General features: G+C 64.7%; 19 protein-coding genes. 14 read left to right on the top strand and 5 right to left on the bottom strand.

Translation table 11 applies throughout. The annotated features are described in order from the left end of the window. Positions 1–150: 150 nt before the first annotated feature. Entirely contained in the window at positions 151–870 is a 720-nt protein-coding gene (rph, locus tag ACRC0P_RS10885) for a ribonuclease PH (protein WP_438630758.1), read from the bottom strand. Positions 871–966: 96 nt separating this feature from the next. Between rph and ACRC0P_RS10880 the strand changes: the two genes are divergently transcribed. Next, positions 967–1,860, top strand: coding sequence for a YicC/YloC family endoribonuclease (locus ACRC0P_RS10880; protein WP_438630756.1), 894 nt, complete (start codon positions 967–969; stop codon positions 1,858–1,860). Between the two features lie 78 nt (positions 1,861–1,938). Here the strand turns inward: ACRC0P_RS10880 and ACRC0P_RS10875 are convergent, their stop codons facing one another. Continuing rightward, positions 1,939–2,481 carry a DUF805 domain-containing protein gene (locus ACRC0P_RS10875; RefSeq protein WP_438630754.1) on the bottom strand — a complete coding sequence of 181 codons (543 nt, stop codon included), beginning with the start codon at positions 2,479–2,481 and terminating at the stop codon, positions 1,939–1,941. 561 nt (positions 2,482–3,042) lie between these two features. On the opposite strand from ACRC0P_RS10875, the gene ACRC0P_RS10870 reads away from it, so the two are divergent. The 5 genes from ACRC0P_RS10870 to ACRC0P_RS10850 all read left to right on the top strand — a co-directional run bounded on the left by ACRC0P_RS10870 (position 3,043) and on the right by ACRC0P_RS10850 (position 9,177). Then, entirely contained in the window at positions 3,043–5,013 is a 1,971-nt protein-coding gene (locus ACRC0P_RS10870) for a S8 family peptidase (RefSeq protein ID WP_438630752.1), read from the top strand. Positions 5,014–5,335: 322 nt separating this feature from the next. Further along, entirely contained in the window at positions 5,336–5,956 is a 621-nt protein-coding gene (gmk, locus tag ACRC0P_RS10865; RefSeq protein ID WP_438630750.1) for a guanylate kinase, read from the top strand. A gap of 139 nt (positions 5,957–6,095) precedes the next feature. Next, positions 6,096–6,362, top strand: coding sequence for a DNA-directed RNA polymerase subunit omega (rpoZ, locus tag ACRC0P_RS10860; RefSeq protein WP_438630748.1), 267 nt, complete (start codon positions 6,096–6,098; stop codon positions 6,360–6,362). A gap of 39 nt (positions 6,363–6,401) precedes the next feature. Next, positions 6,402–8,519, top strand: a complete 2,118-nt coding sequence (spoT, locus tag ACRC0P_RS10855; protein WP_438630746.1) for a bifunctional GTP diphosphokinase/guanosine-3',5'-bis pyrophosphate 3'-pyrophosphohydrolase — start codon at positions 6,402–6,404, stop codon at positions 8,517–8,519. A 274-nt stretch (positions 8,520–8,793) separates the two neighbouring features. After that, entirely contained in the window at positions 8,794–9,177 is a 384-nt protein-coding gene (locus ACRC0P_RS10850; protein ID WP_438630744.1) for a RidA family protein, read from the top strand. 232 nt (positions 9,178–9,409) lie between these two features. On the opposite strand, the gene ACRC0P_RS10845 is transcribed toward ACRC0P_RS10850, so the two are convergent. Further along, positions 9,410–10,291: an NAD-dependent epimerase/dehydratase family protein gene (locus tag ACRC0P_RS10845; RefSeq protein ID WP_438630742.1), complete on the bottom strand. Its 882-nt coding sequence runs from the start codon at positions 10,289–10,291 to the stop codon at positions 9,410–9,412. Between the two features lie 140 nt (positions 10,292–10,431). Then, a complete protein-coding gene (locus tag ACRC0P_RS10840; protein ID WP_438630740.1) occupies positions 10,432–10,692 on the bottom strand; it encodes a GlsB/YeaQ/YmgE family stress response membrane protein in 261 nt (86 codons plus the stop codon). A gap of 188 nt (positions 10,693–10,880) precedes the next feature. Here ACRC0P_RS10840 and ACRC0P_RS10835 point away from each other — a divergent pair, with 188 nt between their 5' ends. From ACRC0P_RS10835 to ACRC0P_RS10825, 3 genes are all read left to right on the top strand, one after another. Continuing rightward, positions 10,881–11,807, top strand: coding sequence for a hydrogen peroxide-inducible genes activator (locus ACRC0P_RS10835; protein ID WP_438630738.1), 927 nt, complete (start codon positions 10,881–10,883; stop codon positions 11,805–11,807). Positions 11,808–11,825: 18 nt separating this feature from the next. Next, on the top strand, positions 11,826–13,910 hold the full coding sequence (gene recG / locus ACRC0P_RS10830; RefSeq protein ID WP_438630736.1) for an ATP-dependent DNA helicase RecG: 2,085 nt from the start codon (positions 11,826–11,828) through the stop codon (positions 13,908–13,910). A 190-nt stretch (positions 13,911–14,100) separates the two neighbouring features. Beyond that, on the top strand, positions 14,101–14,760 hold the full coding sequence (locus ACRC0P_RS10825) for a hypothetical protein (protein ID WP_438630734.1): 660 nt from the start codon (positions 14,101–14,103) through the stop codon (positions 14,758–14,760). 43 nt (positions 14,761–14,803) lie between these two features. Here the strand turns inward: ACRC0P_RS10825 and ACRC0P_RS10820 are convergent, their stop codons facing one another. Further along, positions 14,804–16,135 carry a dicarboxylate/amino acid:cation symporter gene (locus ACRC0P_RS10820; protein ID WP_438630732.1) on the bottom strand — a complete coding sequence of 444 codons (1,332 nt, stop codon included), beginning with the start codon at positions 16,133–16,135 and terminating at the stop codon, positions 14,804–14,806. A 140-nt stretch (positions 16,136–16,275) separates the two neighbouring features. Between ACRC0P_RS10820 and ACRC0P_RS10815 the strand changes: the two genes are divergently transcribed. The 5 genes from ACRC0P_RS10815 (at position 16,276) to ACRC0P_RS10795 (ending at position 22,203) form a co-directional block, all read left to right on the top strand. Then, positions 16,276–16,887, top strand: a complete 612-nt coding sequence (locus ACRC0P_RS10815; protein ID WP_438630730.1) for a chorismate--pyruvate lyase family protein — start codon at positions 16,276–16,278, stop codon at positions 16,885–16,887. Beyond that, positions 16,880–17,761, top strand: coding sequence for a 4-hydroxybenzoate octaprenyltransferase (ubiA, locus tag ACRC0P_RS10810; protein ID WP_438630728.1), 882 nt, complete (start codon positions 16,880–16,882; stop codon positions 17,759–17,761). The genes ACRC0P_RS10815 and ubiA overlap by 8 nt, the downstream gene beginning before the upstream one ends. Positions 17,762–17,848: 87 nt before the next feature. Next, a complete protein-coding gene (gene phoB, locus ACRC0P_RS10805; protein WP_438630726.1) occupies positions 17,849–18,553 on the top strand; it encodes a phosphate regulon transcriptional regulator PhoB in 705 nt (234 codons plus the stop codon). Between the two features lie 37 nt (positions 18,554–18,590). After that, positions 18,591–19,886 carry a phosphate regulon sensor histidine kinase PhoR gene (gene phoR / locus ACRC0P_RS10800; RefSeq protein ID WP_438630724.1) on the top strand — a complete coding sequence of 432 codons (1,296 nt, stop codon included), beginning with the start codon at positions 18,591–18,593 and terminating at the stop codon, positions 19,884–19,886. A gap of 85 nt (positions 19,887–19,971) precedes the next feature. Beyond that, positions 19,972–22,203 (top strand): lipopolysaccharide kinase InaA family protein, encoded by a 2,232-nt coding sequence (locus ACRC0P_RS10795; protein WP_438630722.1) that lies wholly within the window; start codon positions 19,972–19,974, stop codon positions 22,201–22,203. Positions 22,204–22,319: the final 116 nt, after the last annotated feature.

Here is a 22,319-nt window from a genome sequence, read left to right as displayed (position 1 = left end):
ATGCCCGCGATCGGGCTCTGTTCGCGGGCATGGCGGTTGGCCGCCCGCCGCTCCTACAGGGGTGAGCAGTTACGCACAGAGTAGCCTTTCCGCATTCCGCATTCCGCATTCCGCATTCCGCATTCCGCATTCCGCATTCCGCATTCCGCACTATTCTGCCAGCGCCTTCTTCTGCAGCGCAGTCAGTTCGCCGATCCCCGCCTTCCCCAGCGCCAACATGCGCGAGAACTGCGCCTCGGTAAAGGGCGCCCCCTCGGCGGTGCCCTGCACCTCGATCATGCCGCCGTCTTCTGCCATCACCAGGTTCATATCGGTGTCCGCGCGGCTGTCCTCCGGGTAGTCCAGGTCCAGCACCGCCTCGCCCTCGTAGATACCCACGGAGACCGCCGCGACGAGACTGATCAGCGGATCGGTATCGATGATTTTCTCCCGCTGCATAGTGCGCAGCGCATCCACCAGCGCCACACAGGCGCCGGTAATCGCCGCGGTGCGGGTGCCGCCGTCCGCCTGGATCACGTCGCAATCCAGGGTGATCTGGTTTTCCCCCAGCAGTTTCAAGTCCACCGCCGCGCGCAGGGAGCGGCCGATCAGCCGCTGGATCTCCACCGTGCGCCCGCCCTGTTTGCCGCGCGCCGCCTCCCGCCCCATGCGCGAACCGGTGGAGCGGGGCAGCATGCCGTACTCGGCGGTAATCCAGCCGCTGCCCTGGCCGCGCAGGAAACGCGGCACCTCGGCGGCCACCGAGGCGTTGCACAGCACTTTGGTATCACCGAACTCCACCAGTACGGAGCCCTCCGCGTGGCGGGTGTAGTGGCGGGTAATGCGCACGGGGCGCAACTGTTCGGGCGCGCGGCCGCTGGGACGCTGCATAATTCACCTCGGGTCGGTTCAAAAAGCGGCATTATACCTGCCCGGGCCACCCGCGGCGGCTGTGCTATGATTCCCGGCCACCTCGCGGAGAAACTTATGGCCAGCAACAAGGTTCACAACGACTGCGTGCGCAGCATGACCGCCTTCGGCCGCGCCGAGGCGCCCTACGCTACCGGCACCGCCACCTGGGAGCTGCGCTCCGTCAACCACCGCTACCTGGAGCCGCTGTTCCGCCTGCCGGAAACCGCGCGTCCGCTGGAATCCCAGCTGCGCGAGAAGCTGCGCAAGCAGCTCGCGCGGGGCAAGGTGGAGCTGACCCTCAGCCTCAAAGCCACCGGCAGCGAAAGCGCCAGCCTGGAAGTCAATCGCGAACTGGTCCGCGCACTGGCGCAGGCCGCCGACTCCGTGGCCGCCGAGCTGCCCAATACCGCGCCGATCAATCCCCTGGAACTGCTGCAGTGGCCCGGCGCCATCGCAGAACTGCAGACGGATGTGGAGCAGCAGGCGCAGGCGATCCTCGCCGCTTTCGACGAGGCCCTGTCCCAGCTCAACGCCAACCGCGAGCGCGAGGGCGCGGAACTGCGCAAATTTATCGAAACCCGATTGCAGCGGGTCGAGGAGCAGGTCGCGCGGGTTCGCGAACTGTTGCCGCAAATCCTGCAGGCGCAGCGGGAAAAACTGCGCGGGCGGCTCGAAGAGCTGCTCGCGGAACTGGACCGGGACCGGCTGGAGCAGGAAATGGCCTTTCTCGCCCAGAAGGCCGACGTGGACGAGGAACTGGACCGCCTGGACGCCCACGTGGCGGAGACCCGGCGCGTACTGAAAGGCGGCGGCCCCATCGGCCGGCGGCTGGACTTCCTGATGCAGGAATTCAACCGGGAGGCGAACACCCTCTCATCCAAATCCGCGGTGAGCGATACCACTCAGGCTGCAGTGGAATTGAAAGTACTGATCGAGCAGATGCGGGAGCAGGTGCAGAATATCGAATAGCTTCTCTGCTCCCGACTATTCACCGAAAAAAGCCGCTTAGAGCGGCTTTTTTCGTCATTTGGCACAGCGCTTCCGAAGCTACATTTTCATCTGCGCCCGCTCGACGTAACCCTGGTATGCGGGTATGGCGATCGCGGCAATGATGCCGATAGACGCAATGCCGAGAAAAATACTCAGAATAAAGCCGACGATCACACCCGATGAATTGGGGATCGTCCTGGCTCCGTACTCGTTGGCGCCCTCCTTGCCGGGGAAGAACAGCAGGTAGATCAGCAGCCCCAGATTGACCAGGGGCACGACAAACAACAGCAGCCAGATCCCCGAATGCCCCAGATCGTGCAGGCGGCGCACATACAGGGAAAACCCGTAAACCATGCTGACCAGCAGCAGGGCAATGTAAGCCAGGACCCCCAGCCACGCGCTGACAGGTGTCAACACAGCCACGGCCAGCGAGCAGGCCACCATAAAGATAAAAGAAGAGACCAGCGAATAGGTCACCAGACGCAGACGGCCCAGGCGGCCGGCGAAGGAAAAGATTTTCGGCTCTGCCGGCTGTATATCCTTCTCCTGAACCAGATCTGGGGTCTCCGGCGAAGCGTAGGGGTTGGCTGTTGTGGACATGAGATTTCTCGCGTTTTGTTATTTTCTCAAAAAAACAGCCGGGTTTATCCCCAGCTGCCGATCCGGATTATCTCAACCGTCCTCCACGGCAACAACACGCGTTCTCTTTCTCAAAATGACTGAGAACTATGTCTCAGTATTATCCGAACACACACGCCCACACTGTAGAAAATCCTTTTTTTGCCAAAAATTTCAATATTTGTCTTTATTTTGCCATGAGGTAAGGAAGTACCTTTCCGTTATAGGTAAACATTAGGACAAAGTTGATTATCGATCTGAGCTTCTTTCTCCCGAAAAATCATTCACTTGCACCAGATCGGTGCAAGTGAATTTCACTCAATCCATTCACCCGGTCAAATAAGGAGGGACAGACAAGACAAAAAAACCTGCAGTATCAGGAGAATCAAACCACGTGCCCACACAGACAATCGGGCACGGCGGATAAAAACAACCACGGAGCATTTAGCAACAATGAAAGTACTTTTCAGAAACCTATTGCGGAAATCGGCAACGGCCGGCGCAGTTGCGCTGTTGGCCGGTGTACCTCTCGCAGCCACTGCGGTGGAACACAACAGTCCCTCGGCGGTCCCCGCCAATACGGCGGCAATCACCGACCGTATTATCGTCAAATACAAGAGCTCCTCGCAGATGGGGATCGCCTCCAGCATGTCCCGCGCGGCGCTGGACAATGCCTCACACCTGGCCGGCACCGAGCTGAAGCACATGCGGCGCCTGGCCACCGGGGCCCAGCTGATGCGCCTCAACGGCCGCAAGGGAAAGACGGAACTGGCGGACATTGTCAGCCGCCTGCAGCAGGACCCCAACGTGGAATACGCGGAACCCGACCTGCTGCTGCAACCCATGGCCGTCCCCACCGATCCGCTTTACAACCAGCAGTGGCACTACTTCGAATCCACCGCCGGCCTGAACCTGCCCTCCGCCTGGGACGTCACCGAGGGTGAAGGCGTGGTGGTCGGGGTGATCGACACCGGTTACCGCCCCCACGCGGACCTGGTGGACAACCTGCTGCCGGGTTACGACATGATCTCCGATCCGGATGTGGCCCAGGACGGCGACGGCCGCGACAGCGATGCCAGCGACCCGGGCGACTGGGAACCGGCCGGCGCCTGCGGTGCCGGCCGGCCCGCGAGGGATAGCAGCTGGCACGGCACCCATGTGGCCGGCACCATCGCCGCTGCCACCAACAACGGCATCGGCGTGGCCGGCGTGGCCTACAAGGCCAAAGTGGTACCGATCCGCGTGCTGGGCCGCTGCGGCGGCTACACCTCCGATATCGCCGACGGGATTATCTGGGGCGCCGGCGGCACGGTCAGCGGCGTGCCCGCCAACGCCAACCCGGCGCAGGTGCTGAACCTGAGCCTGGGCGGCCCTGGCAGCTGCGGCACCACCACCCAGAATGCGATCAACACCGCGCGCAATCTGGGCGCCACCGTGGTGGTGGCTGCGGGCAACTCCAGTGCCGACGCCGGCGGCTTCACCCCGGCCAGCTGCTCCGGTGTGGTCACCGTGGCCTCGGTAGACAGGTCCGGCGGCCGCGCCTGGTACTCCAACTACGGCAGCGTGGTGGACGTGGCGGCGCCCGGCGGCGACACCTCCACACTCAGCAACGGAGTGCTCTCCACCCTGAACAGCGGCGCCCAGGGCCCGGCCAACGACAACTACGACTTCTTCCAGGGCACCAGCATGGCCGCCCCCCACGTGGCCGGCGCCGCCGCACTGCTCTACGCGGCAAATCCGGGCATTACCCCCACGGAAGTGGAGTCCATCCTGGTGAACACCGCACGCAGCTTCCCCGCGTCCTGCAGCCAGTGCGGTTCCGGCATCGTGGACGCCGCAGCCGCGGTTGGCGGCGACATCGATCCGCCGCCGCCGCCGCCGAGTGGCGGAACACTGGAAAACGGCGTAGCCGAGGCCAACCTGTCCGCCAGCACCAACGAGGAACTGCACTACACCCTGGAAGTGCCCGCCGGCGCCTCCGACCTGCAATTCCAGATCTCCGGCGGCAGCGGCGACGCGGACCTCTACGTGCGCTACGGCGCCGCGCCCACCACCTCCAGCTACGACTGCCGGCCCTATGTCGGCGGCAACAGCGAGACCTGTAGCATCTCCAATGTGCAGGCCGGCACCTACTATGTGATGGTCCGCGCCTACAGCAGCTTCTCAGGCGTGAGCCTGGTGGGCAGCTTCGACGAAAGCGGCGGCGGCAATGGCAGCGGCTGGACCGAGACCGACCTGTCCGGCAGCGGGGGCTCCTGGCAGCACTTCACCCTGGACGTGTCCTCCGGCATGGCCTCGCTGGACGTGCAGATGTCCGGCGGCAGCGGTGACGGCGACCTCTACGTACGCTACGGCGCCGAGCCCACCACCGGCAGCTACGACTGCCGGCCCTACCGCTACGGCAACGATGAGAGCTGCAGCTTCAGCAATCCCAGCGCGGGCACCTGGTATATCAGCATCCGCGGCTACTCCGCCTATTCCGGAGTAACCCTGGAGGCAGAGGCGACCCCTTAATCGCTGTATAGGGAGGCCGACGGGGCCTCCCTTTTTCCCCTGGGGGCGAACCTCGTGTTCGTCCCCATGTCCCGGCCCCAAAACTCTACGAATTCCGAAATCTTCCCCCGCCGCCGTTTCCCGGCACCCGCCCCTGTGGCACAGTCCCCGCATTCCCCCCAAACACCGACCGGGACTCAGCCTTCTATCTACCAACCGATCAAAAGGTTCGCGCCGGCCGGCGACGGCACATCCGTGTGCCGCATGCCCGCTCTCCCAAATCCTTCAGTTGCTCTCACCTCGGGTATAATGGCCGGCGCATTTGCCGGATACAGGATCAGTTGTGCCGACAGGAACCCTCTTCACCGTCTCCGCCCCCTCCGGAGCGGGAAAAACCAGCCTGGTCAAGGCGCTGGTGGACAGCGACAGCCAGGTCACCGTATCGGTGTCCCACACCACCAGACCCATGCGCCCGGGCGAAAAGGACGGGGTCAACTACCACTTCGTCGACCGCGCCAGCTTTGAGCAGATGCTCGACGAGGGCGCTTTCCTGGAACACGCCCGGGTGTTCGACAACTACTACGGCACTTCCAGGCACTGGGTGCGGGAAACCCTGGCTGCGGGCCACGACGTGATCCTGGAGATCGACTGGCAGGGCGCCGCCCAGGTGCGCCGGCTGCTGCCGGACACCGTGAGCATCTTTATCCTGCCCCCCTCCCAGGAGGCCCTGCGCGAACGGCTGACCGGGCGCGGCCAGGACGACCGCAGCGTGATCGAACGGCGCATGGAACAGGCCATCGACGAAATGTCCCACTACGTGGAAGCGGATTACCTGGTGATCAACGACGATTTCGACACCGCCCTGGATGAGTTGCGCGCTGTGGTCAGCGCCCAGCGCCAGAGTCTGGAACGCCAACAGCAGCGCCACGGGGATCTGTTGCAGGCACTGCTGCGCCATGCCTGATTTCGCCGGCAGTTGTCGCCATACCCTCCCGCGGCATCGGCTGGTCGATTTACGTACACCCCGCGCTGCGGTAAAATAATCGGTCCTGTACCGAATTCGCCCCTAATAGGTAGGGGCACTGCAATGGAATCGAAAGTTTATGGCACGTATCACCGTTGAAGATTGCCTCGAGCACGTGGACAACCGCTTCGAGCTGGTTATCGTGGGCAGCAAGCGCGCCCGCCAGATCGCCACCGGCGGTAGAGATCCGCTGGTGCCGGAGGAGAACGACAAGCCCACGGTCATCGCCCTGCGCGAAATCGAGGAGGGCCTGGTGGACGCCGGTATCCTCGACGAGCCGGAAGAGGAGGCCACCGTGACGCCGGCCACCTCCGCCCCGGTCTACCTGTCCGAACAGGACCTGTGATTGAATCCGATTCTTCAACTTTGAGAGGCGCGCGCGGCTTTGCACACTATCGACAGTCTGGCCCACCGCCTCTCCTCCTATCTCCCCCCTGACCAGATCCAGAGAATCCGCCGGGCCTATTTCTACGCGGAACAGGCCCACGATGGCCAGCAGCGCCGCTCCGGAGAACCCTACGTCACCCATCCGCTGGCGGTGGCCACCATCCTCGCCGGTATGCACATGGACCACCAGAGCCTGGCCGCGGCCATGCTCCACGATGTGATCGAGGACACCGGCATTCCCAAGGCCGCGCTGGAGGAGCAGTTCGGCGAGGAAGTGGCGGACCTGGTGGACGGCGTCTCCAAGCTGACTCAGTTCGAGACCGACAGCCCGGCGGAAAAGCAGGCGGAAAATTTCCAGAAGATGGCCCTGGCCATGGCGCGGGATATCCGCGTGATCCTGGTAAAGCTCGCCGACCGGTTGCACAACATGCGCACACTCGGCGCGCTGAAGCCGCAGAAACGCGCGCGCATCGCCCGCGAGACCCTGGAGATCTACGCGCCCATCGCCAACCGCCTGGGCATGAACGACGTGCGCATCGAATTCGAGGACCGCGCCTTCTTCGCCATCTACCCGCTGCGCGCCAGCCGCCTGCGCGCGGCTCTGGTCGCAGCGCGCGGCAACCGCAAGGAGCTGCTGGAAAAAATCCAGAACGCTATCGAACTGCGCCTGCAGCGGGAGGGCATAGACGCGCTGGTGATCGGTCGCGAGAAGCACCTGTACAGCATCTACCAGAAGATGCGCACCAAGAAGAAATCCTTCAGGGAAATCATGGACGTCTATGCCTTCCGCATCATCGTGGACAGCGTGGACGCCTGCTACCGGGTGCTGGGGGTGATGCACAACCTGTACAAACCGGTGATCAGCGAGTTCAAGGACTATATCGCCATCCCCAAATCCAACGGCTACCAGTCGCTGCACACGGTACTGCTGGGCATGCACGGTGTGCCCATCGAAGTGCAGGTGCGCACCAAGGAAATGGACGAGATGGCCAACAGCGGCATCGCCGCCCACTGGCTGTACAAGGCCGCCGGCGACGAGGTGATCAACACCGGCGGCACCAGCCAGGTTCGCGCGCGACGCTGGGTGCAGGGCCTGCTGGAGATGCAGCAGCGCGCCGGCGATTCATTGGAATTTATCGAGAACGTCAAGATCGATCTCTTCCCGGACGAGGTCTACGTGTTCACCCCGAAGGGACAGATCGTCGACCTGCCCGCCGGCGCCACCGCGGTGGATTTCGCCTACTCGGTGCACACGGATATCGGCAACTCCTGCGTGGCAGTGCGCATCAACCAGCGCCTGGCGCCCCTGTCGCAGCCGCTGGAGAGCGGGCAGAAGGTGGAGATCCTCACCAGCAAGAACGCCCAGCCCAACCCTACCTGGCTCAACTTCGTGGTCACCGCCAAGGCGCGCAGCGCCATCCGGCATTTCCTCAAGCACCAGCGCCACCACGACTCCGTGGCCCTGGGCCGCCGCCTGCTGGAAAAAGCCCTGGGCAAGTTCAACACCCGGCTGGAAGACCTGGGCGAAGATCAGCTGCAGAAAGGCCTGCAGGAAGCCAAGTGCGCGACCTTGGAAAAACTGCTGGAGGAGATCGGCCTGGGCAACAAGGTCGCTTTCTCCGCCGCCAAGCTGCTGGTACCCGCGGGCAGCGAAGAAGCCGAAGCCAGCCATATCTCCTCGCCGCTCACCATCGACGCGCAGGAGGGCATGATGATCAGTTTCGCCCGCTGCTGCCGCCCGATCCCCGGCGATACCATCATCGGCCATATCAGCTCCGGCAAGGGCGTGGTGGTGCACCGGGACACCTGCCGCAACACCATCGAATTCCGCGAGCACCCGGAAAACATCATGCTGGTGAACTGGTCGCCGGACGTAAAGGGGGAATTCCTCGGCGACGTTCGCGTGGAGGTGGAATCCGAACGCGGCATTATCGCCCGCCTGGCCACGCGCATCACGGAGGAGGGCGCCAGCATCGAACAGATCCACGTGGACGAAAAGGACGCGCACAACAGCGTCATCGCCATGACCCTGGAAGTGAACAGCCGCGTGCACCTGGCGCGGGTGATGAAGCGCCTGCGCAACCTGCCGGCGGTGATACGCATCGCCAGGCCGTAAGGAATAATGCGGAATGATGAATGCGGAATGCGGAATACGCGGGCCATCTCAGTGCCGTAGGAGCGGCCCATGGCCGCGATCGGTCTTCCGGAAATCCCGAAAGTTCAATCGCGACTATGGGCCGCTTCTACAGCAGGATGCCGGATCGCGTATTTCCGCATTCCGCATTCCGCATTCCGCATTCCGCATTCCGCATTCCGCATTCCGCATTCAGGAGTTTCGCGCTATATTGCCCGGCTTTCCTTCCCGCAAAGCAAGCAATGGAGTACCCCCCATGCCCAACCGCGCCGTGATCAAAACCGACCAAGCCCCGGCCGCTATCGGCAGCTATTCCCAGGCGGTCAAGGTCGACAACACCGTGTACCTCTCCGGCCAGATTCCGCTGGACCCCCAGAGCATGGAACTGGTCCCAGGCGATTTCGCCGAGCAGGCGCGCCAGGTATTCCGCAACCTGCAGGCGGTGTGCGAGGCGGCCAACGGCTCCCTGGGGCACGTCGTCAAGCTCAACCTGTACCTCACTGACCTGGGGAATTTCGCCACCGTCAACGAAGTGATGGCTGAATTTTTCGACAAGCCCTATCCCGCGCGCGCGGCGGTGGGCGTGAAGGAATTGCCGAAAGGAGCACTGTTCGAGGCGGAAGGGGTGATGGTTATTTAAATGCAGAATGCGGAATGATGAATACGCGAGCCATCTCAGTGCCGTAGGAGCGGCCCATGGCCGCGATCGGTCTTCCGGAATCCCGAAAGTTCAATCGCGGCCATGGGCCGCTCCTACAGCAGGATGCCAGATTGCGCATTCATGAAGTACATCCCTGTACTTCACCCGCTTCGCGGGCAGCCTTCGGCTGTGCAAATCTGCTCCCGGCAGATTTGTCCGCATTCCGCATTAATTATCCCTCGCTCTCCACCAGCGCGCTGTACCCCGACCGATAATCCGGATATTTCATTTCGTAACCGCTGGCCAGCATCCGTCTGTTGCTGAGTTTCTTCGAGCGCCGCTCGCTAGTGCGGACGATTTCCCGCAGGTGCGCGCTGGAATAGCCCATCGCCTTCACCAGCCACTGCTGCAGTTCGTGCATGGGTACCGGTGTGCAATCGGCGCCGATATACAGCTGCTCCGGCGACCAACCGCGCTTCTGCTGTTCCATCAGGTGGATAAGAAAACCGATACAGTCGTCCACGTGGATGCGGTTGCTGTACTGCGGCGGCAGCGGCGGTGCGCAGCGGCCCGCGCGCACCTGGGACAGCAGGCGGTCGCGCCCCGGGCCGTAGATGCCGGCAAAGCGCACCACGCAGGCGGTGGGCACCGCGTTGCGGATGATTTCCTCCGCCGCCAGCAGAATGTCGCCCTGGTAGCCGCTGGGAATCGGCGGCGTCCGCTCGTCGAGAAGCTGGTCGCCGCACTGCCCGTAGACCCGCGTGGAGGAAACCCAGATCAGCAGCCGCGGCGGGCGCGCCAAATTGGGCAGCGCCTCGGCCAGCGCGGTGGCGGTATCGATATAGGCGCGGTGGTAGGCACTCTGGGTGCTCTCGCTGGGAGTGAAAGTGGCGAGCACCACGTCGGCGCCCTGTTCCAAGTGCCGCTCGATATCCTCTTTGCTGGTGGCGTCCCCGCGGCGCCAGTTTACCGCGTCGGCCCGGCGCTTGTTCGCCAGAGCCACCAGCGGGTTGCGACGTACACCGTAGACGGCGTACTCCTGTCGATTCAGCTGCAATGCCAAGCGCGTGCCCAAGTCGCCGCAGCCAAAGATCCAAAGTTTTTCCTGTGCCATAACCGTCCGTGTACTTATCCGGGCCAATACAGCGCCCCCCAATTAAAGTTTCGCGGGTGCGGTCCCCGCTGTATTTATTATTCTTCCCTGCAACGAAAACCCGGGGCACTGAGGCCCCGGGGCTCATCGATCTTTGTCCGTCAATGGTGGCGCCGCTTGAGCATCCGGTAGATAAACAGCAGCACAATGGCGCCGATGGTGGCTGTTATTATACTGCCGAGCGAAAAGTGAGTTACCGGCCCGCCAATACCCACCAGAGAGCCCAGCCAGCCCCCGATAAAGGCGCCGACGATGCCGATCACAATGGTGACGATCCAGCCGCCCGGGTCCGGGCCCGGCATGATCCACTTGGCCAGCACGCCCGCGATAAGTCCGAGAATGATCCAGGAGAGAATGCCCATAGAGATACTCCGCTCAATGTTTCCCTACACATATAGCAAAAATTTGCGCCTTTATCCCTTCATCCTGCCCACAAATAGCAAAAATTACTAATAGCCACCACAGATATCTCCAGTCACATTCTCTATTGGCCTGCGGTCGCTATTTATGAATAATTGCTATTACTCCTAAGCAGCTGATTGCCTGAACCATGACTCTGAATGAACTGCGCTACATAGTGACCCTGGCCCAGGAGCAGCACTTCGGCCGCGCCGCCGAGCGCTGCTTCGTCAGCCAGCCAACCCTGTCCATCGCCGTGAAAAAGCTGGAAAAGGAGCTGGGAGTCGCTCTGTTCGAGCGCTCCAAGACCCGCGTGCAGGCCACGCCCCTCGGCGAGCGCATCGTGGCCCAGGCGCAGCTGGTGCTGGAGCAGTCCGCGGCTATCAAGGACATCGCCAGCGCCGGCAAGGACCAGTTGGCCAGCCCGCTGTCCGTCGGCGCTATTTTTACCATCGGACCCTATCTGTTTCCGCACTTCATTCCACAATTACAGCGATTGGCCCCGGAAATGCCCCTCTATGTGGAGGAGGGCTACACCGCCACCCTCCGCCAGCGGCTGCGCAAGGGGGAGCTGGACGCGATCATCATCGCGCTGCCGTTTACCGAGCCGGACGTGGTCACCCAACCGCTCTACGACGAGCCCTTCGTGGTGCTGATGCCCGCCGGCCATCCCCTGGCGGAAGAGTCCCTGATCACCCCGGACCAGCTCTCCCGGGACAATGTGCTGCTGCTGGGCGAGGGCCACTGTTTCCGCGACCAGGTGCTGGAGGCCTGCCCGCAGCTGCAGCACTCCATCGAGAACGAGTCGGGCAGCGGCCATATCCGCACCGCCGCCGACGGCAGTTCCCTGGAGACCTTGCGCCATATGGTGGCGTCGGGCCTGGGCATCACCGTGCTGCCGCTGTCCGCGGCCACCGCCTCCCAATACGCCAGCGGCCTGCTGGAGACCCGCCCGTTTGCAACACCGGCCCCCAGGCGCACCGTGGCCCTGGCCTGGCGCGCCAGCTTCCCGCGCCACCGGGCGATCGACATATTGCGCGACGCCATCGGGCAGTGCCATCTGGAAACTGGAAACTAGAGACTGGAAACGAGAGGCATGGACGGACGGGAGGGGGAACTCAGCGCACAGCCGGTCACCGCGCTCAAGGGCGTGGGCGACAAGTTCGCCCAGGTGCTGGCCAAGCTGCATATCGCCACAGTGCAGGACCTGCTGTTCCACCTGCCGCTGCGCTACCAGGACCGCACCCGCATCACCCCTATCGCCGCCCTGGCGCCGGGAGTGGACGCGGTGATTGAGGGCGAGGTGCGCGCCGCGGACGTGGTGTTCAGCCGCCGGCGCAGCCTGGTGGTGCGGCTGCAGGACGGCAGCGGCACCCTCTCCCTGCGCTACTTCCACTTTACCGCCGCGCAGAAAAACCGCTTCGCCCCCGGTGTGCGTCTGCGCTGCTACGGCGAGGCGCGCCGCGGGGCCGCCGGCCTGGAGCTGTATCACCCGGAAACGGAGATCGTCGGCGGCGACAGCTTCAGCGCGCCGGAAACCCTCACCCCGGTCTACCCGCTGACCGAGGGCGTCAGCCAGGCGCGGCTGCGCGGGCTGGTGCAACAGGCGCTGGAACTGCTCGCCCAGTGCGGCGCCGAGGAACTGCTGCCGGCGGAACTGCTGCCGGCGCGCCTGCGCTATCCCCTGGCGGAGGCGCTGCGCTACCTGCACTGCCCCCCCGCCGGTGCCGACCTGGCCCAGCTGGCCGACGGCATGCACCCGGCGCAGCAGCGCCTGGCCCTGGAGGAACTGCTCGCCCACCACTTGAGCCTGCTGGAGCTGCGCCGCAACAGCGCGGTGCACGCGGCGCCGGTGTTGGCGCCCTCTCCGGCGCTGGAGAGGGACTTCCTCTCCCGCCTTCCATTTGTCCCCACCGGCGCACAGCGGCGGGTCTGCGCCGAGATCGCGGAAGACCTGGGCCGCAATCGCCCGATGATGCGGCTTCTGCAGGGCGATGTGGGCGCCGGCAAAACCCTGGTGGCGGCCCTGGCCGCACTCAAGGCCATCGGCGCCGGCGCCCAGGTGGCAGTGATGGCGCCCACGGAAATTCTCGCCGAGCAGCACCGGCGCAGTTTCAACGACTGGCTGGAGCCCCTGGGCATCCCCGTGGCCCAACTCACCGGCGGGCTGAAATCCGCCGAGCGACGCGCACAGCTGGCGGCCATCGCCAGCGGCGAAGCAAAGCTGATAGTGGGCACTCACGCACTGTTTCAGGCAGAGGTGACGTTCCACCGGCTGGCGCTGGTGGTTATCGACGAGCAGCACCGTTTCGGCGTGCGCCAGCGCTTGCAGCTGCGCCAGAAGGGCGGCGACGGCGCGGTGCAGCCGCACCAACTGATCATGACCGCCACTCCCATTCCGCGCACCCTGGCCATGTCCGCCTTCGCGGACCTGGACTGCTCGGTGATCGACGAACTGCCCCCCGGGCGCCAGCCGATCAACACCGTGGCAATCTCCAACCAGCGCCGCGACCAGGTGGTGGCCAGGGTGCAGGGCGCAGTGGCCGAGGGGCGCCAGGCCTATTGGGTCTGCACCCTGATCGAAGAGTCGGAGAGCCTGCAGGCCCAGGCCGCGGAAACCACCGCTGCGGAGCTGGCGGAGGCCCTCGACGGTGTGCGCGTGGGCCTGGTGCACGGTCGCCTCAAGGCCGATGAAAAGGAGTGGGTGATGAACGCCTTCAAGGCTGGCGAGATAGACCTGCTGGTGGCCACCACGGTGATCGAGGTGGGCGTGGACGTGCCCAACGCCAGCCTGATGATCATTGAAAACCCCGAGCGACTGGGCCTGGCCCAGCTACACCAGCTGCGCGGGCGGGTGGGGCGCGGCTCCATCGCCAGTCATTGTGTGCTGCTCTACGGCACACCGCTGTCGCAAAACGGCCGCGCGCGCCTGCAGGCCCTGCGCCAGCACAGCGACGGCTTCGCCATCGCCGAGGAAGACCTGCGCCTGCGCGGCCCCGGGGAAATCCTCGGCACCCGCCAGACCGGCGAGATCCAGCACCGCATCGCCGACCTGCAGCGGGACGCCGAGCTGCTGCCGCAGGTGCAGAAAATCGCCGCCTCCGCCGCCCTTACCGAAAACGCCCGCCGGCAGCTGATCGCGCGCTGGCTGCAGAACAAACCGCGCTACGCCGAGGCTTGAATACCGGTTTCCCGGCCGGCACCGGCGGCGATGTGAAAACTGTACCAGACAACCGAATCCATCCACCGGATACCATCCACCGGATAATTTAGCACCAAAATTATCACGCTGTTGCACTCTCCCCCCAGCAGTGGCAGCCTTTGACAGTGATCACAAAAAAATAAACATAAGTATTTGGAGAAAACCTGCGATGAGACGCACAACCCGCGGGCTGGCCCTGGCCGGCCTGCTGATCTTTTCCTTCGCCTCCGCCATCCAGGCCGAGGAGCAAAAACCCAGCCTCAGTATCTTCCCCCCGGAGATAACAATGGACATCCCCGTGCCGGTGCAGGGGGGCGACCTGGCCCTGCTGCTGGCCCAGGCCAGCCAGGGCAACGGCCTCAGCCAGCTCAAGGAGGCCGCCATACTCCGGTACAAGCAACACCTGGAGGGCGAACTGGCCCAACAGCTGCAGGAATTCTTCACGGACGAGGAAATACCGTTGGTGGACCGGCAGGGCCTGCTGTCCCTGCACAATACGCTGGATATCGCCGTGATCAAGCACTTCAGCAGCCTGCAGTCCAAGAGAGACCACGAGCTGGAAGAAGGCACCGTGGAGCTTTCCGGGGAATACCGCTACCGCCTGGAGCATATCTCCGGCAGCGCGATGCGCGAACAGCAGGTAAATATCTCCAAGCTGAAAATACGCGAGAAATACCGGGTCGTTACCCCCAATGACGGCGGCGAAATTGAGAACACGACCGACCGCGCTATCGAGCGGGCGCTGTCGGAACTGGTTGAGGAGTTACTGGAGCGCATCGAGGACGACCTGGAGGCGGACGAACTGGAGTCCTTTGCCCGCTCGGCCTAGTGCTCAGTAGTCAGGGCGGCATGCGCAAGGCAGCCGCCACTGGTCATCCGTTGCTGGCGCGGTACTGGCCACTCACGGTCATACCGCCGCCGTTGGCCGCACTGTCGTAGTTGCGATCGTTGAAGGTCTCTTCCGACAGGGCGCCCTCGCTCTTCGCCACAATAGCGCTGACCACCGAATCCCCGGTGATATTCACCGCGGTGCGCACCATATCCAGCAGCCGGTCCACGCCCAGGATGATGCCGATACCCTCCAGCGGCAGACCCACCTGCTGCAGCACCATCGCCAGCATGATCAGGCCCACTCCGGGCACACCGGCGGTGCCCACCGAGGCCAGTGTGGCGGTGAGGATTACCATCAGGTAGCCCGACAATCCGATATCGATGCCGTACATCTGGGCGAAAAACACCGTGGCCACGCCCTGCATGATCGCCGTGCCGTCCATATTGATGGTGGCCCCCAGGGGAACGGTGAAGGCCGCCACCTTGTTGTCCACCCCCAGGCGCTTCTCCACCGTGGCCAGGGTCACCGGAATGGTGGCGGCGGAGGAAGCGGTGCTGAAAGCGAATACCATGGCCGGGCGCATTTTCTTGATCAGTTCCACCGGGTTCAACCCGGAGAACAGCTTCAGCAACAGCGAATAGACCCCCAGCGCGTGCAACAACAGAGTGGCCAACACCACCAGGAAATACTTGCCCAGTTGCACGATCGCGTCCACGCCCAGTTGCGCGAACAGCTTGGCCAGCAGGGCGAAAACCCCGTAGGGGGCGAAAACCATCAGCACCCCCACCATACGCATGATGACGTCATTCAGGTCGTTGAAGAAGGACGCTATCCGCCGCCCCGGCTCGCCGCTGCGGGAAACCGCGTAGCCCATCAACAGGGCGAAAACGATAATCTGCAGCATGTTGCCCGCCGCCATGGCCTCCACCGGGTTGGTGGGAAAGATGTTGATCACTACATCCTTCAGCGACGGTGAAGGGGGCGCCTCATAAGTGGCCTCGCCGGCAACCAAGCCCTCCATACCCTCGCCGGGCTGGAACAGGGTGCCCATCAGCAAGGCGAGCGTGATCGCAGCCGCGGTGGTCAACAGATAGAGCATTGTCGTCTTGACCGCCAGCACACCCACGCGGCTGCCCTCGGACAGGGCGCAGGCACCGCAGATCAGCGATACCAGCACCAGCGGCACCACCATCAGTTTCAGCGAGGCGATAAAGATGCGCCCGGCGATATCGAACAGGCCATCGACCAGATAAATGTCGATGGCCCCGGTAACGCCGCTGCCCAGCAACTGGCTGGCACTGAGAAAGTTGAACAGTACACCGACGACAATGCCCAACAGCATCGCCAGCAGGATTCTAGTGGTCAAACCCATGGGGTGATTCCCGTGTTGATCTCGTTGTTATACGTGCGGCCGGCCACTATAGCCACTGGCGTGGCCCGGGGCAAAGCGGAACTGACCATCGACCCCGACCACTGTACAATCCCGCCTTTGTGGAATGCGCGGAGCTTGCAGTGCTTTACTCCCCTCCCGGGTACCAATCCCCCTACGAACCGGACGGCGCCTGGCTGAGCCAGCCGCTGGAAACCCTGCAGGGGAAGGGCCCGCCGGCGGAACTGCTGCCCTGGCTGCTGCACCCGGGATCGCTCACCGCGGCGCTCAAGCACCTGAGCGCCGGCGACTTCCGGGTACAGGTGCTGTCCCAACGCTGGCAGCAGCCCCGTCTGGAAGAGCGCCGGGCGCTGAACATGCGCGAGCGCCAGCGGGCACTGGTGCGCGAGGTGCTGCTGCACGGCGGCGGCCGGCCCTGGGTCTACGCGCGCAGCGTGCTGCCCGAGCGCAGCCTGCAGGGCAGGTCCCGCTATCTGCGCAGCCTGGACAACCGCCCGCTGGGGGAGCTGCTGTTCAGCCAGCCGGATACCCGCCGCGGGCCCATCATGCTGAATCGGCTGCGCCGCAATTCCCACTGCCGACTGCGCGAACTGGCCGGGGAGGCCGCGAGCGCCTGGGGGCGCCGCTCCACCTTCTGGCTGCGGGACAAACCGCTGCTGGTGGCGGAGGCCTTTCTCGACGGTTTTCGCCCGCAGCGGCCGCCCTTCAAAAAATTGGAAGTGCGTGATGATTAGTCGACAACTTTCCCAGCGCTGGCCCGCCGCGCTGCCTTACTGGCAGCTGGCGCGCCTGGACAGGCCCATCGGCACGCTGCTGCTGCTGTGGCCCACCTGGGGAGCGCTGTGGCTGGCGGCGGAGGGCTGGCCCGGGCTGCACCTGTTCGCGGTATTCACCCTGGGGGTGCTGTTGATGCGCGCCGCCGGCTGCGCGGTCAACGACTTCGCCGACCGCCGCATCGACGGCCACGTCAAACGCACCGCCGCGCGCCCCCTGGCCACCGGCCGAGTCACCCCGCGCGGCGCACTGCTGCTGTTCGCCGCCCTGAGCCTGGCCGCGTTTTTGTTAGTGCTCACCACCAACCGGCTCACCATTTTGATGTCCCTGCCGGCGCTGGCGCTGGCTTTCTGCTACCCCTTCGCCAAGCGCTACACCCACCTGCCGCAGGTGGTGCTGGGGGCCGCCTTCAGCATGGGCATTCCCATGGCCTTCGCCGGCGCCACCGGCGAGGTGCCGCCCACCGCCTGGCTGCTGGTGACCGCCAACCTGCTGTGGACCGTGTGTTACGACACCTTCTACGCGATGGTGGACCGGGACGACGACCTGCGCGTCGGGGTCAAGTCCACCGCCATCCTGTTCGGCGATATGGACAGAACCATGACCGGCGCGCTGCAGCTGATGGTGCTCTTCGCGCTGCTGCTGGTCGGCCACCGTTTCGAGTTGGGCACCGCCTACCAATTCGGCCTGGCCGTCGCCGCCGGTCTGTTCGCCTACCAGCAGTGGCTGATCCGCGGCCGGGAAAGGGATGCCTGTTTCCGCGCATTCCTGAACAACAACTGGGTGGGCATGGCGGTATTTGCCGGAATATTTTTCCACTATCTGCTAAGTTGAGCTCCGCCAGACTGGGACTGTTTTACGCCTGTCATATATTTGTCACAGGAATGCCGTTAAATGGCCGGCAACAGCAGGGTATGACAGATGCAAAGCAAAACCATTCTGATAGTCGACGACGAAGCCGCCGTGCGCGATATGCTGCGCGTGGCACTGGAGATGGCGGAGTACCGTTGCATCGAAGCGGAAAACGCCCAGGCCGCGCACGCGCAGGTGATCGATGAAAAGCCGGACCTGATCCTGCTCGACTGGATGCTGCCGGACGTGTCCGGGGTGGAGCTGGCCCGCCGCCTCAAGCGCGATGAACTCACCGCCTCCATCCCCATCGTCATGCTCACCGCCAAAGGCGAGGAAGATCACAAGATCAAGGGCCTGGAGACCGGCGCCGACGACTATATCACCAAGCCGTTTTCCCCCCGGGAGCTGGTGGCGCGCCTCAAGGCGGTGTTGCGCCGCGCCGGCCCCGGCACCCCGGAGGAACCGCTCACCGCCGGCCAACTGGTGCTGGACCCGATCAGCCACCGGGTGACCATCGGCGGCCAGGCGGTGGAGATGGGCCCCACGGAATTCCGCCTGCTGACGTTCTTCCTCTCCCACCAGGAGCGCGCCTATACCCGCACCCAGTTGCTGGACCACGTGTGGGGCGGCAACGTCTATGTGGAGGAGCGCACCGTGGACGTGCACATCCGCCGCCTGCGCAAGGCCCTGGCAGTGGACGGCCACGACCGCTTTATCCAGACGGTGCGCGGCACCGGTTACCGCTTTTCTGTGCAAACCGCGGAAAAAGTGTAAGACTTTGCCCGCCTGAATCAACACAGCGACACTTTCAATGCTGGATCGCAGTATCGGCGAGTTCTCGCGCTTTGCAGTCATCGCCCTGGGCTGCGCCATTCTCGGCTTCTCCACCGGTCGCTGGCTGCCGGCCATCGCCCTCGGCCTGGCGGTCTACCTGGGCTGGGTGCTCTGGCAGCAGAGCCGTTTCAACCGCTGGCTGGCCAACGGCCGCCGGGGCCCCGCGCCCACAGCCTTCGGCGTCTGGGGCGATATCTACGACGACTTCTACCGCCTCCAGCGCCGCCACCGCCGCGAGAAGCAGAAGCTGCACGCCATGTTGCGCCGCGTGCAGGACAGCACCAGCGCCCTGCGCGAGGGCATAGTGGCATTAGAGGACGACGGCAATCTGGCCTGGTGGAACCCCGCCGCCGGCGAGCTGCTCGGCCTGCGCCCCGAGGACGCCGGCCAGCCCCTGATCAATTTCGTGCGCGAACCCGGTTTCGTCAGCTATATGCAGCAACAGGGCCGGCGCGAGCCGCTGACCCTGCCGGCACCGGGCAACGACGCGCGCATCCTGCAGATGGAAGTCACCCGCTACGGCCGCGACGAGGCCCTGGTGATCGTGCGCGACGTCACCCGGCTGCACAACCTGGAACAGATGCGCCGGGATTTTGTCGCCAACGTATCCCACGAGCTGCGCACCCCGCTGACAGTGATCGCCGGCTACCTGGAAACCCTGGAGGGCAGTGGCCAGGCGCCCCAAGGCTGGCAGCGGCCGCTGTCCCAGATGCTCGACCAGACCCGGCGCATGACCAGTCTGGTCAACGACCTGCTGCTGCTCGCGCGCCTGGAAACCTCCGAGCGCAACAGCGGCCGCGAACAGATATCGGTGCGCGAGCTGATGGAGCGGGTGGCGGGGGAGGCCCGCGGGCTCAGCGGCGGGCGCCACCAGATCAGCGTCGAGTGCCCGCAGGACGCCACCCTCACCGGCGACGCCACCGAGCTGCACAGCGCCTTCGCCAACCTGGCGCTGAACGCGGTGAAATACAGCCCCTCCGGCGGCCCGATCCAGCTGCGCTGGCGAGTGGACAGCCGCGGCGGCCACTTCTCGGTACAGGACAGCGGCATCGGCATAGACCCCATCCACATCCCCCGCCTCACCGAGCGCTTCTACCGCGTGGACGCCGGCCGCTCCCGGGACAGCGGCGGCACCGGCCTCGGCCTCGCCATTGTCAAACACGTGCTGCTGCGCCACAGCGGCGAGCTGAGCGTGGACAGCACCCCGGGCCGCGGCAGCACCTTTACCTTGCACTTCCCCCCCAGCAAACTCTCCACCGCCGCTTCCGCCTAATTTGCAGGTTAAAAATTACCCAATTACTGCTAGAATCCCCCGCCTCACGATCACGTCAGAGTAATTCTCCGGGGGACCACCAGTAGTGGCAGTAGAGACTTTTCCTGTAGATGGCGACCGGGATTTGTCCTCGGTGCGGGGCGCCTTCCACCTCGGGGCCCTGTCCTACCTGCTGCGGGGCCATTTTCGGGCTCCCGCCGGCCATCTCGCCAGCGCCGGTCACCGGGTACCGCGGGACTTCTCCGCCATCTGCGTGGCCAGCCAGGCGGACCCCGCCAGCGACACCTACATCATCGAGCGGCTGCGCGAGCTGGGCCTTCGCCACGTGCGCCTGGACTACGGCTACTGCGCCCCCGGCGGCCACACCGAGCGCTTCCTGCAGCGGCTGCTGGACGGGGACTTCGCGGTGTTGCTGCACCTGGTGCAGCCGCCGGAGGAGGCCGCGCGCATGGGGCTGCCGGACGCCTGCCAGCGCTGGCACGACTTTGTGGTAACCGCCCTGGATTGCTGGGGCGATCGGCTGGAGGCGGTGGAGATCGGCAACACCGTGAACCGGCGGCGCTGGTGCGGCTACCACCGCCTGGAATTCTTCGCCCGCGCCTGGCAGATAGCGGCGGGCGAGGTACAGCGGCGCGGCCTGCGCCTGGCCGGCCCCAATATCACCGACTTCGAACCCCCCTATAACGTCGGCCTCCTCAAGGCCCTGCGCCGTTGCGGCGGGCTTCCGGAAATCCACACCACCAACCTGTTCGCCGAGCGTGCCACCGAGCCGGAGAACTACGACCGCAAGGTCCTCGGGCGCCGTTTCGCCCATCTGCACCAGCTCAACCTGGTGAAGAAGGCGCGCCTGCTGGCGGCCATCAGCGAGCGCTTCCAGCTGGCGCACACCTGGTCCACCAGCGCCTTCTGGACCCTGGGGAGAATCCGCCGCATGCTGGAGGACTGCGAGCAGAAACAGGCGGACTACCTGGCCCGCTACATGCTGCTGGCCGCCGCTTCCGGCAGCCTGGGCCGCGCCTACTGGGGCCCGCTGGTGAGCTGGCGCGAGGGGCTGATCGACGACGGCAGCGGCCGCGCCGCGCCCCATGAACTGGTGTGCTTCTACGGCACCAACTACGGTGAGCTGGAGAACTACCGCACCCGCCCGGCCTTCGATGCCATGGCCTTCTTCAACCGCACCGCTCCCGGGGCGGAGTATCGCGGCCAACTGTGCGATTCCCGCCGCCTGCAGCTGCACGAATTCGTTCGCGGCGACCAGCGCATCCACGCGGTGTGGACGGTCAACGGCTGCGCCGCCGACCTGATGACCATCTACTCCCGCGAGGATCTGGCCCGCGCCGAGTGGCGCGATCGCGACGGCGCGCCGCTGGCGGAAATGCCGGAGGTGGCCGGCGAGGCGCCGCTCTACCTGACCTGGCCTGCGGCGGTGGAGCCGGCGGTCAACCGCGCCGCCCGGGTGTTCGCCGGCGCGCACATCGCGCCCCACGCGGGTACCGGCAACTACTACTGCTTCGACGACGGCCAGTGGCGGGGCATGGTGTCCGCCGCCAGCCGCGCCGATGCGGACAAGCTGTTCGCCGAACTGCACCCGCAGAAGCTGACGGCACCGGCGAAACAGGACGCACTGCGCAAGACCCGCAATGCGGTGTGGAAGGTCGTCGACCCCCGCGATCCGGAAAGATCCCTGGTGGTAAAGAAGCCGGACCGGCTGCCCTGGAACAAGAAGCTGGCGGATCGCCTCAAGCCCTCCAAAGGGCTGCGCAGCTGGAACGGCGCCGTGGAGCTGCAGCGTATCGGCGTGGCCACCCCGCGCCCGGTGGCCTGGTTCGAGCGCATCGAGCGCGGGGACTTGACCGAAAACTGGTATATCTGTGAATTCCAGCCCGGCAATCTCTCGGTGCGGGATTTTTTCTCCGCGTTCAAACAGGGGGCGAGCTGCCACCGGGGCGTGGCCAAGAGGGAGTTCCTGCAGAAACTGGCGCAGTTCCTGCTCAAGCTGCACAAGCGCGGGGCCTATTTCCGCGATCTGTCCGGCGGCAATATGCTGGTGCGGCTGGACAAAAACAACGAACCGCACTTCTCGCTGATCGACACCGGCCGCGCGCGCTTCTACCCCAAGCAGCTGACCGTCTCCAGGCGCCTTTCAGATCTGAAGCGCGCCTGCTACAAGCTGGACTGGCAGAGCCGAAAGGAATTTATGGCGCTCTACCTGGGCGCGCTGGGGCGCCGGTTCACCCCGCTGCGCCGGCTGCCGTTCCTGTACTACGATCTGAAGATCGGGCTCAAACGCAGGCTGAAGCGCAAGAAGAAATCCTGAAGCCCCGAGCCACCGGGGGAGCTGTAGGAGCGGGCCTTGCCCGCGATCGCGGGTCCGGCAAATGCCAATCGAGGGTCCGACAAACGCCGATCGCGGGCATGGCGGATGGCCGCCCC

This window comes from Microbulbifer sp., assembly GCF_051659245.1.
GTDB lineage: Bacteria > Pseudomonadota > Gammaproteobacteria > Pseudomonadales > Cellvibrionaceae > Microbulbifer.
The sequence above is the reverse complement of the archived record's forward strand: the minus strand, read 5'-3'. Positions and strand labels throughout refer to the sequence as shown.

What these genes read in the sequence shown, in the direction of transcription:
- ACRC0P_RS10825 (WP_438630734.1), top strand. Translation starts at nt 14,101, where the DNA reads ATGAGACGCACAACCCGCGGGCTGGCCCTGGCCGGCCTGCTGATCTTT.
- phoB (WP_438630726.1), top strand. Translation starts at nt 17,849, where the DNA reads ATGCAAAGCAAAACCATTCTGATAGTCGACGACGAAGCCGCCGTGCGC.
- ACRC0P_RS10820 (WP_438630732.1), bottom strand. Translation starts at nt 16,135, where the DNA reads ATGGGTTTGACCACTAGAATCCTGCTGGCGATGCTGTTGGGCATTGTC.
- ACRC0P_RS10875 (WP_438630754.1), bottom strand. Translation starts at nt 2,481, where the DNA reads ATGTCCACAACAGCCAACCCCTACGCTTCGCCGGAGACCCCAGATCTG.
- phoR (WP_438630724.1), top strand. Translation starts at nt 18,591, where the DNA reads ATGCTGGATCGCAGTATCGGCGAGTTCTCGCGCTTTGCAGTCATCGCC.
- ubiA (WP_438630728.1), top strand. Translation starts at nt 16,880, where the DNA reads ATGATTAGTCGACAACTTTCCCAGCGCTGGCCCGCCGCGCTGCCTTAC.
- rph (WP_438630758.1), bottom strand. Translation starts at nt 870, where the DNA reads ATGCAGCGTCCCAGCGGCCGCGCGCCCGAACAGTTGCGCCCCGTGCGC.
- ACRC0P_RS10850 (WP_438630744.1), top strand. Translation starts at nt 8,794, where the DNA reads ATGCCCAACCGCGCCGTGATCAAAACCGACCAAGCCCCGGCCGCTATC.
- ACRC0P_RS10835 (WP_438630738.1), top strand. Translation starts at nt 10,881, where the DNA reads ATGACTCTGAATGAACTGCGCTACATAGTGACCCTGGCCCAGGAGCAG.
- ACRC0P_RS10880 (WP_438630756.1), top strand. Translation starts at nt 967, where the DNA reads ATGGCCAGCAACAAGGTTCACAACGACTGCGTGCGCAGCATGACCGCC.
- ACRC0P_RS10840 (WP_438630740.1), bottom strand. Translation starts at nt 10,692, where the DNA reads ATGGGCATTCTCTCCTGGATCATTCTCGGACTTATCGCGGGCGTGCTG.
- rpoZ (WP_438630748.1), top strand. Translation starts at nt 6,096, where the DNA reads ATGGCACGTATCACCGTTGAAGATTGCCTCGAGCACGTGGACAACCGC.
- recG (WP_438630736.1), top strand. Translation starts at nt 11,826, where the DNA reads ATGGACGGACGGGAGGGGGAACTCAGCGCACAGCCGGTCACCGCGCTC.
- ACRC0P_RS10845 (WP_438630742.1), bottom strand. Translation starts at nt 10,291, where the DNA reads ATGGCACAGGAAAAACTTTGGATCTTTGGCTGCGGCGACTTGGGCACG.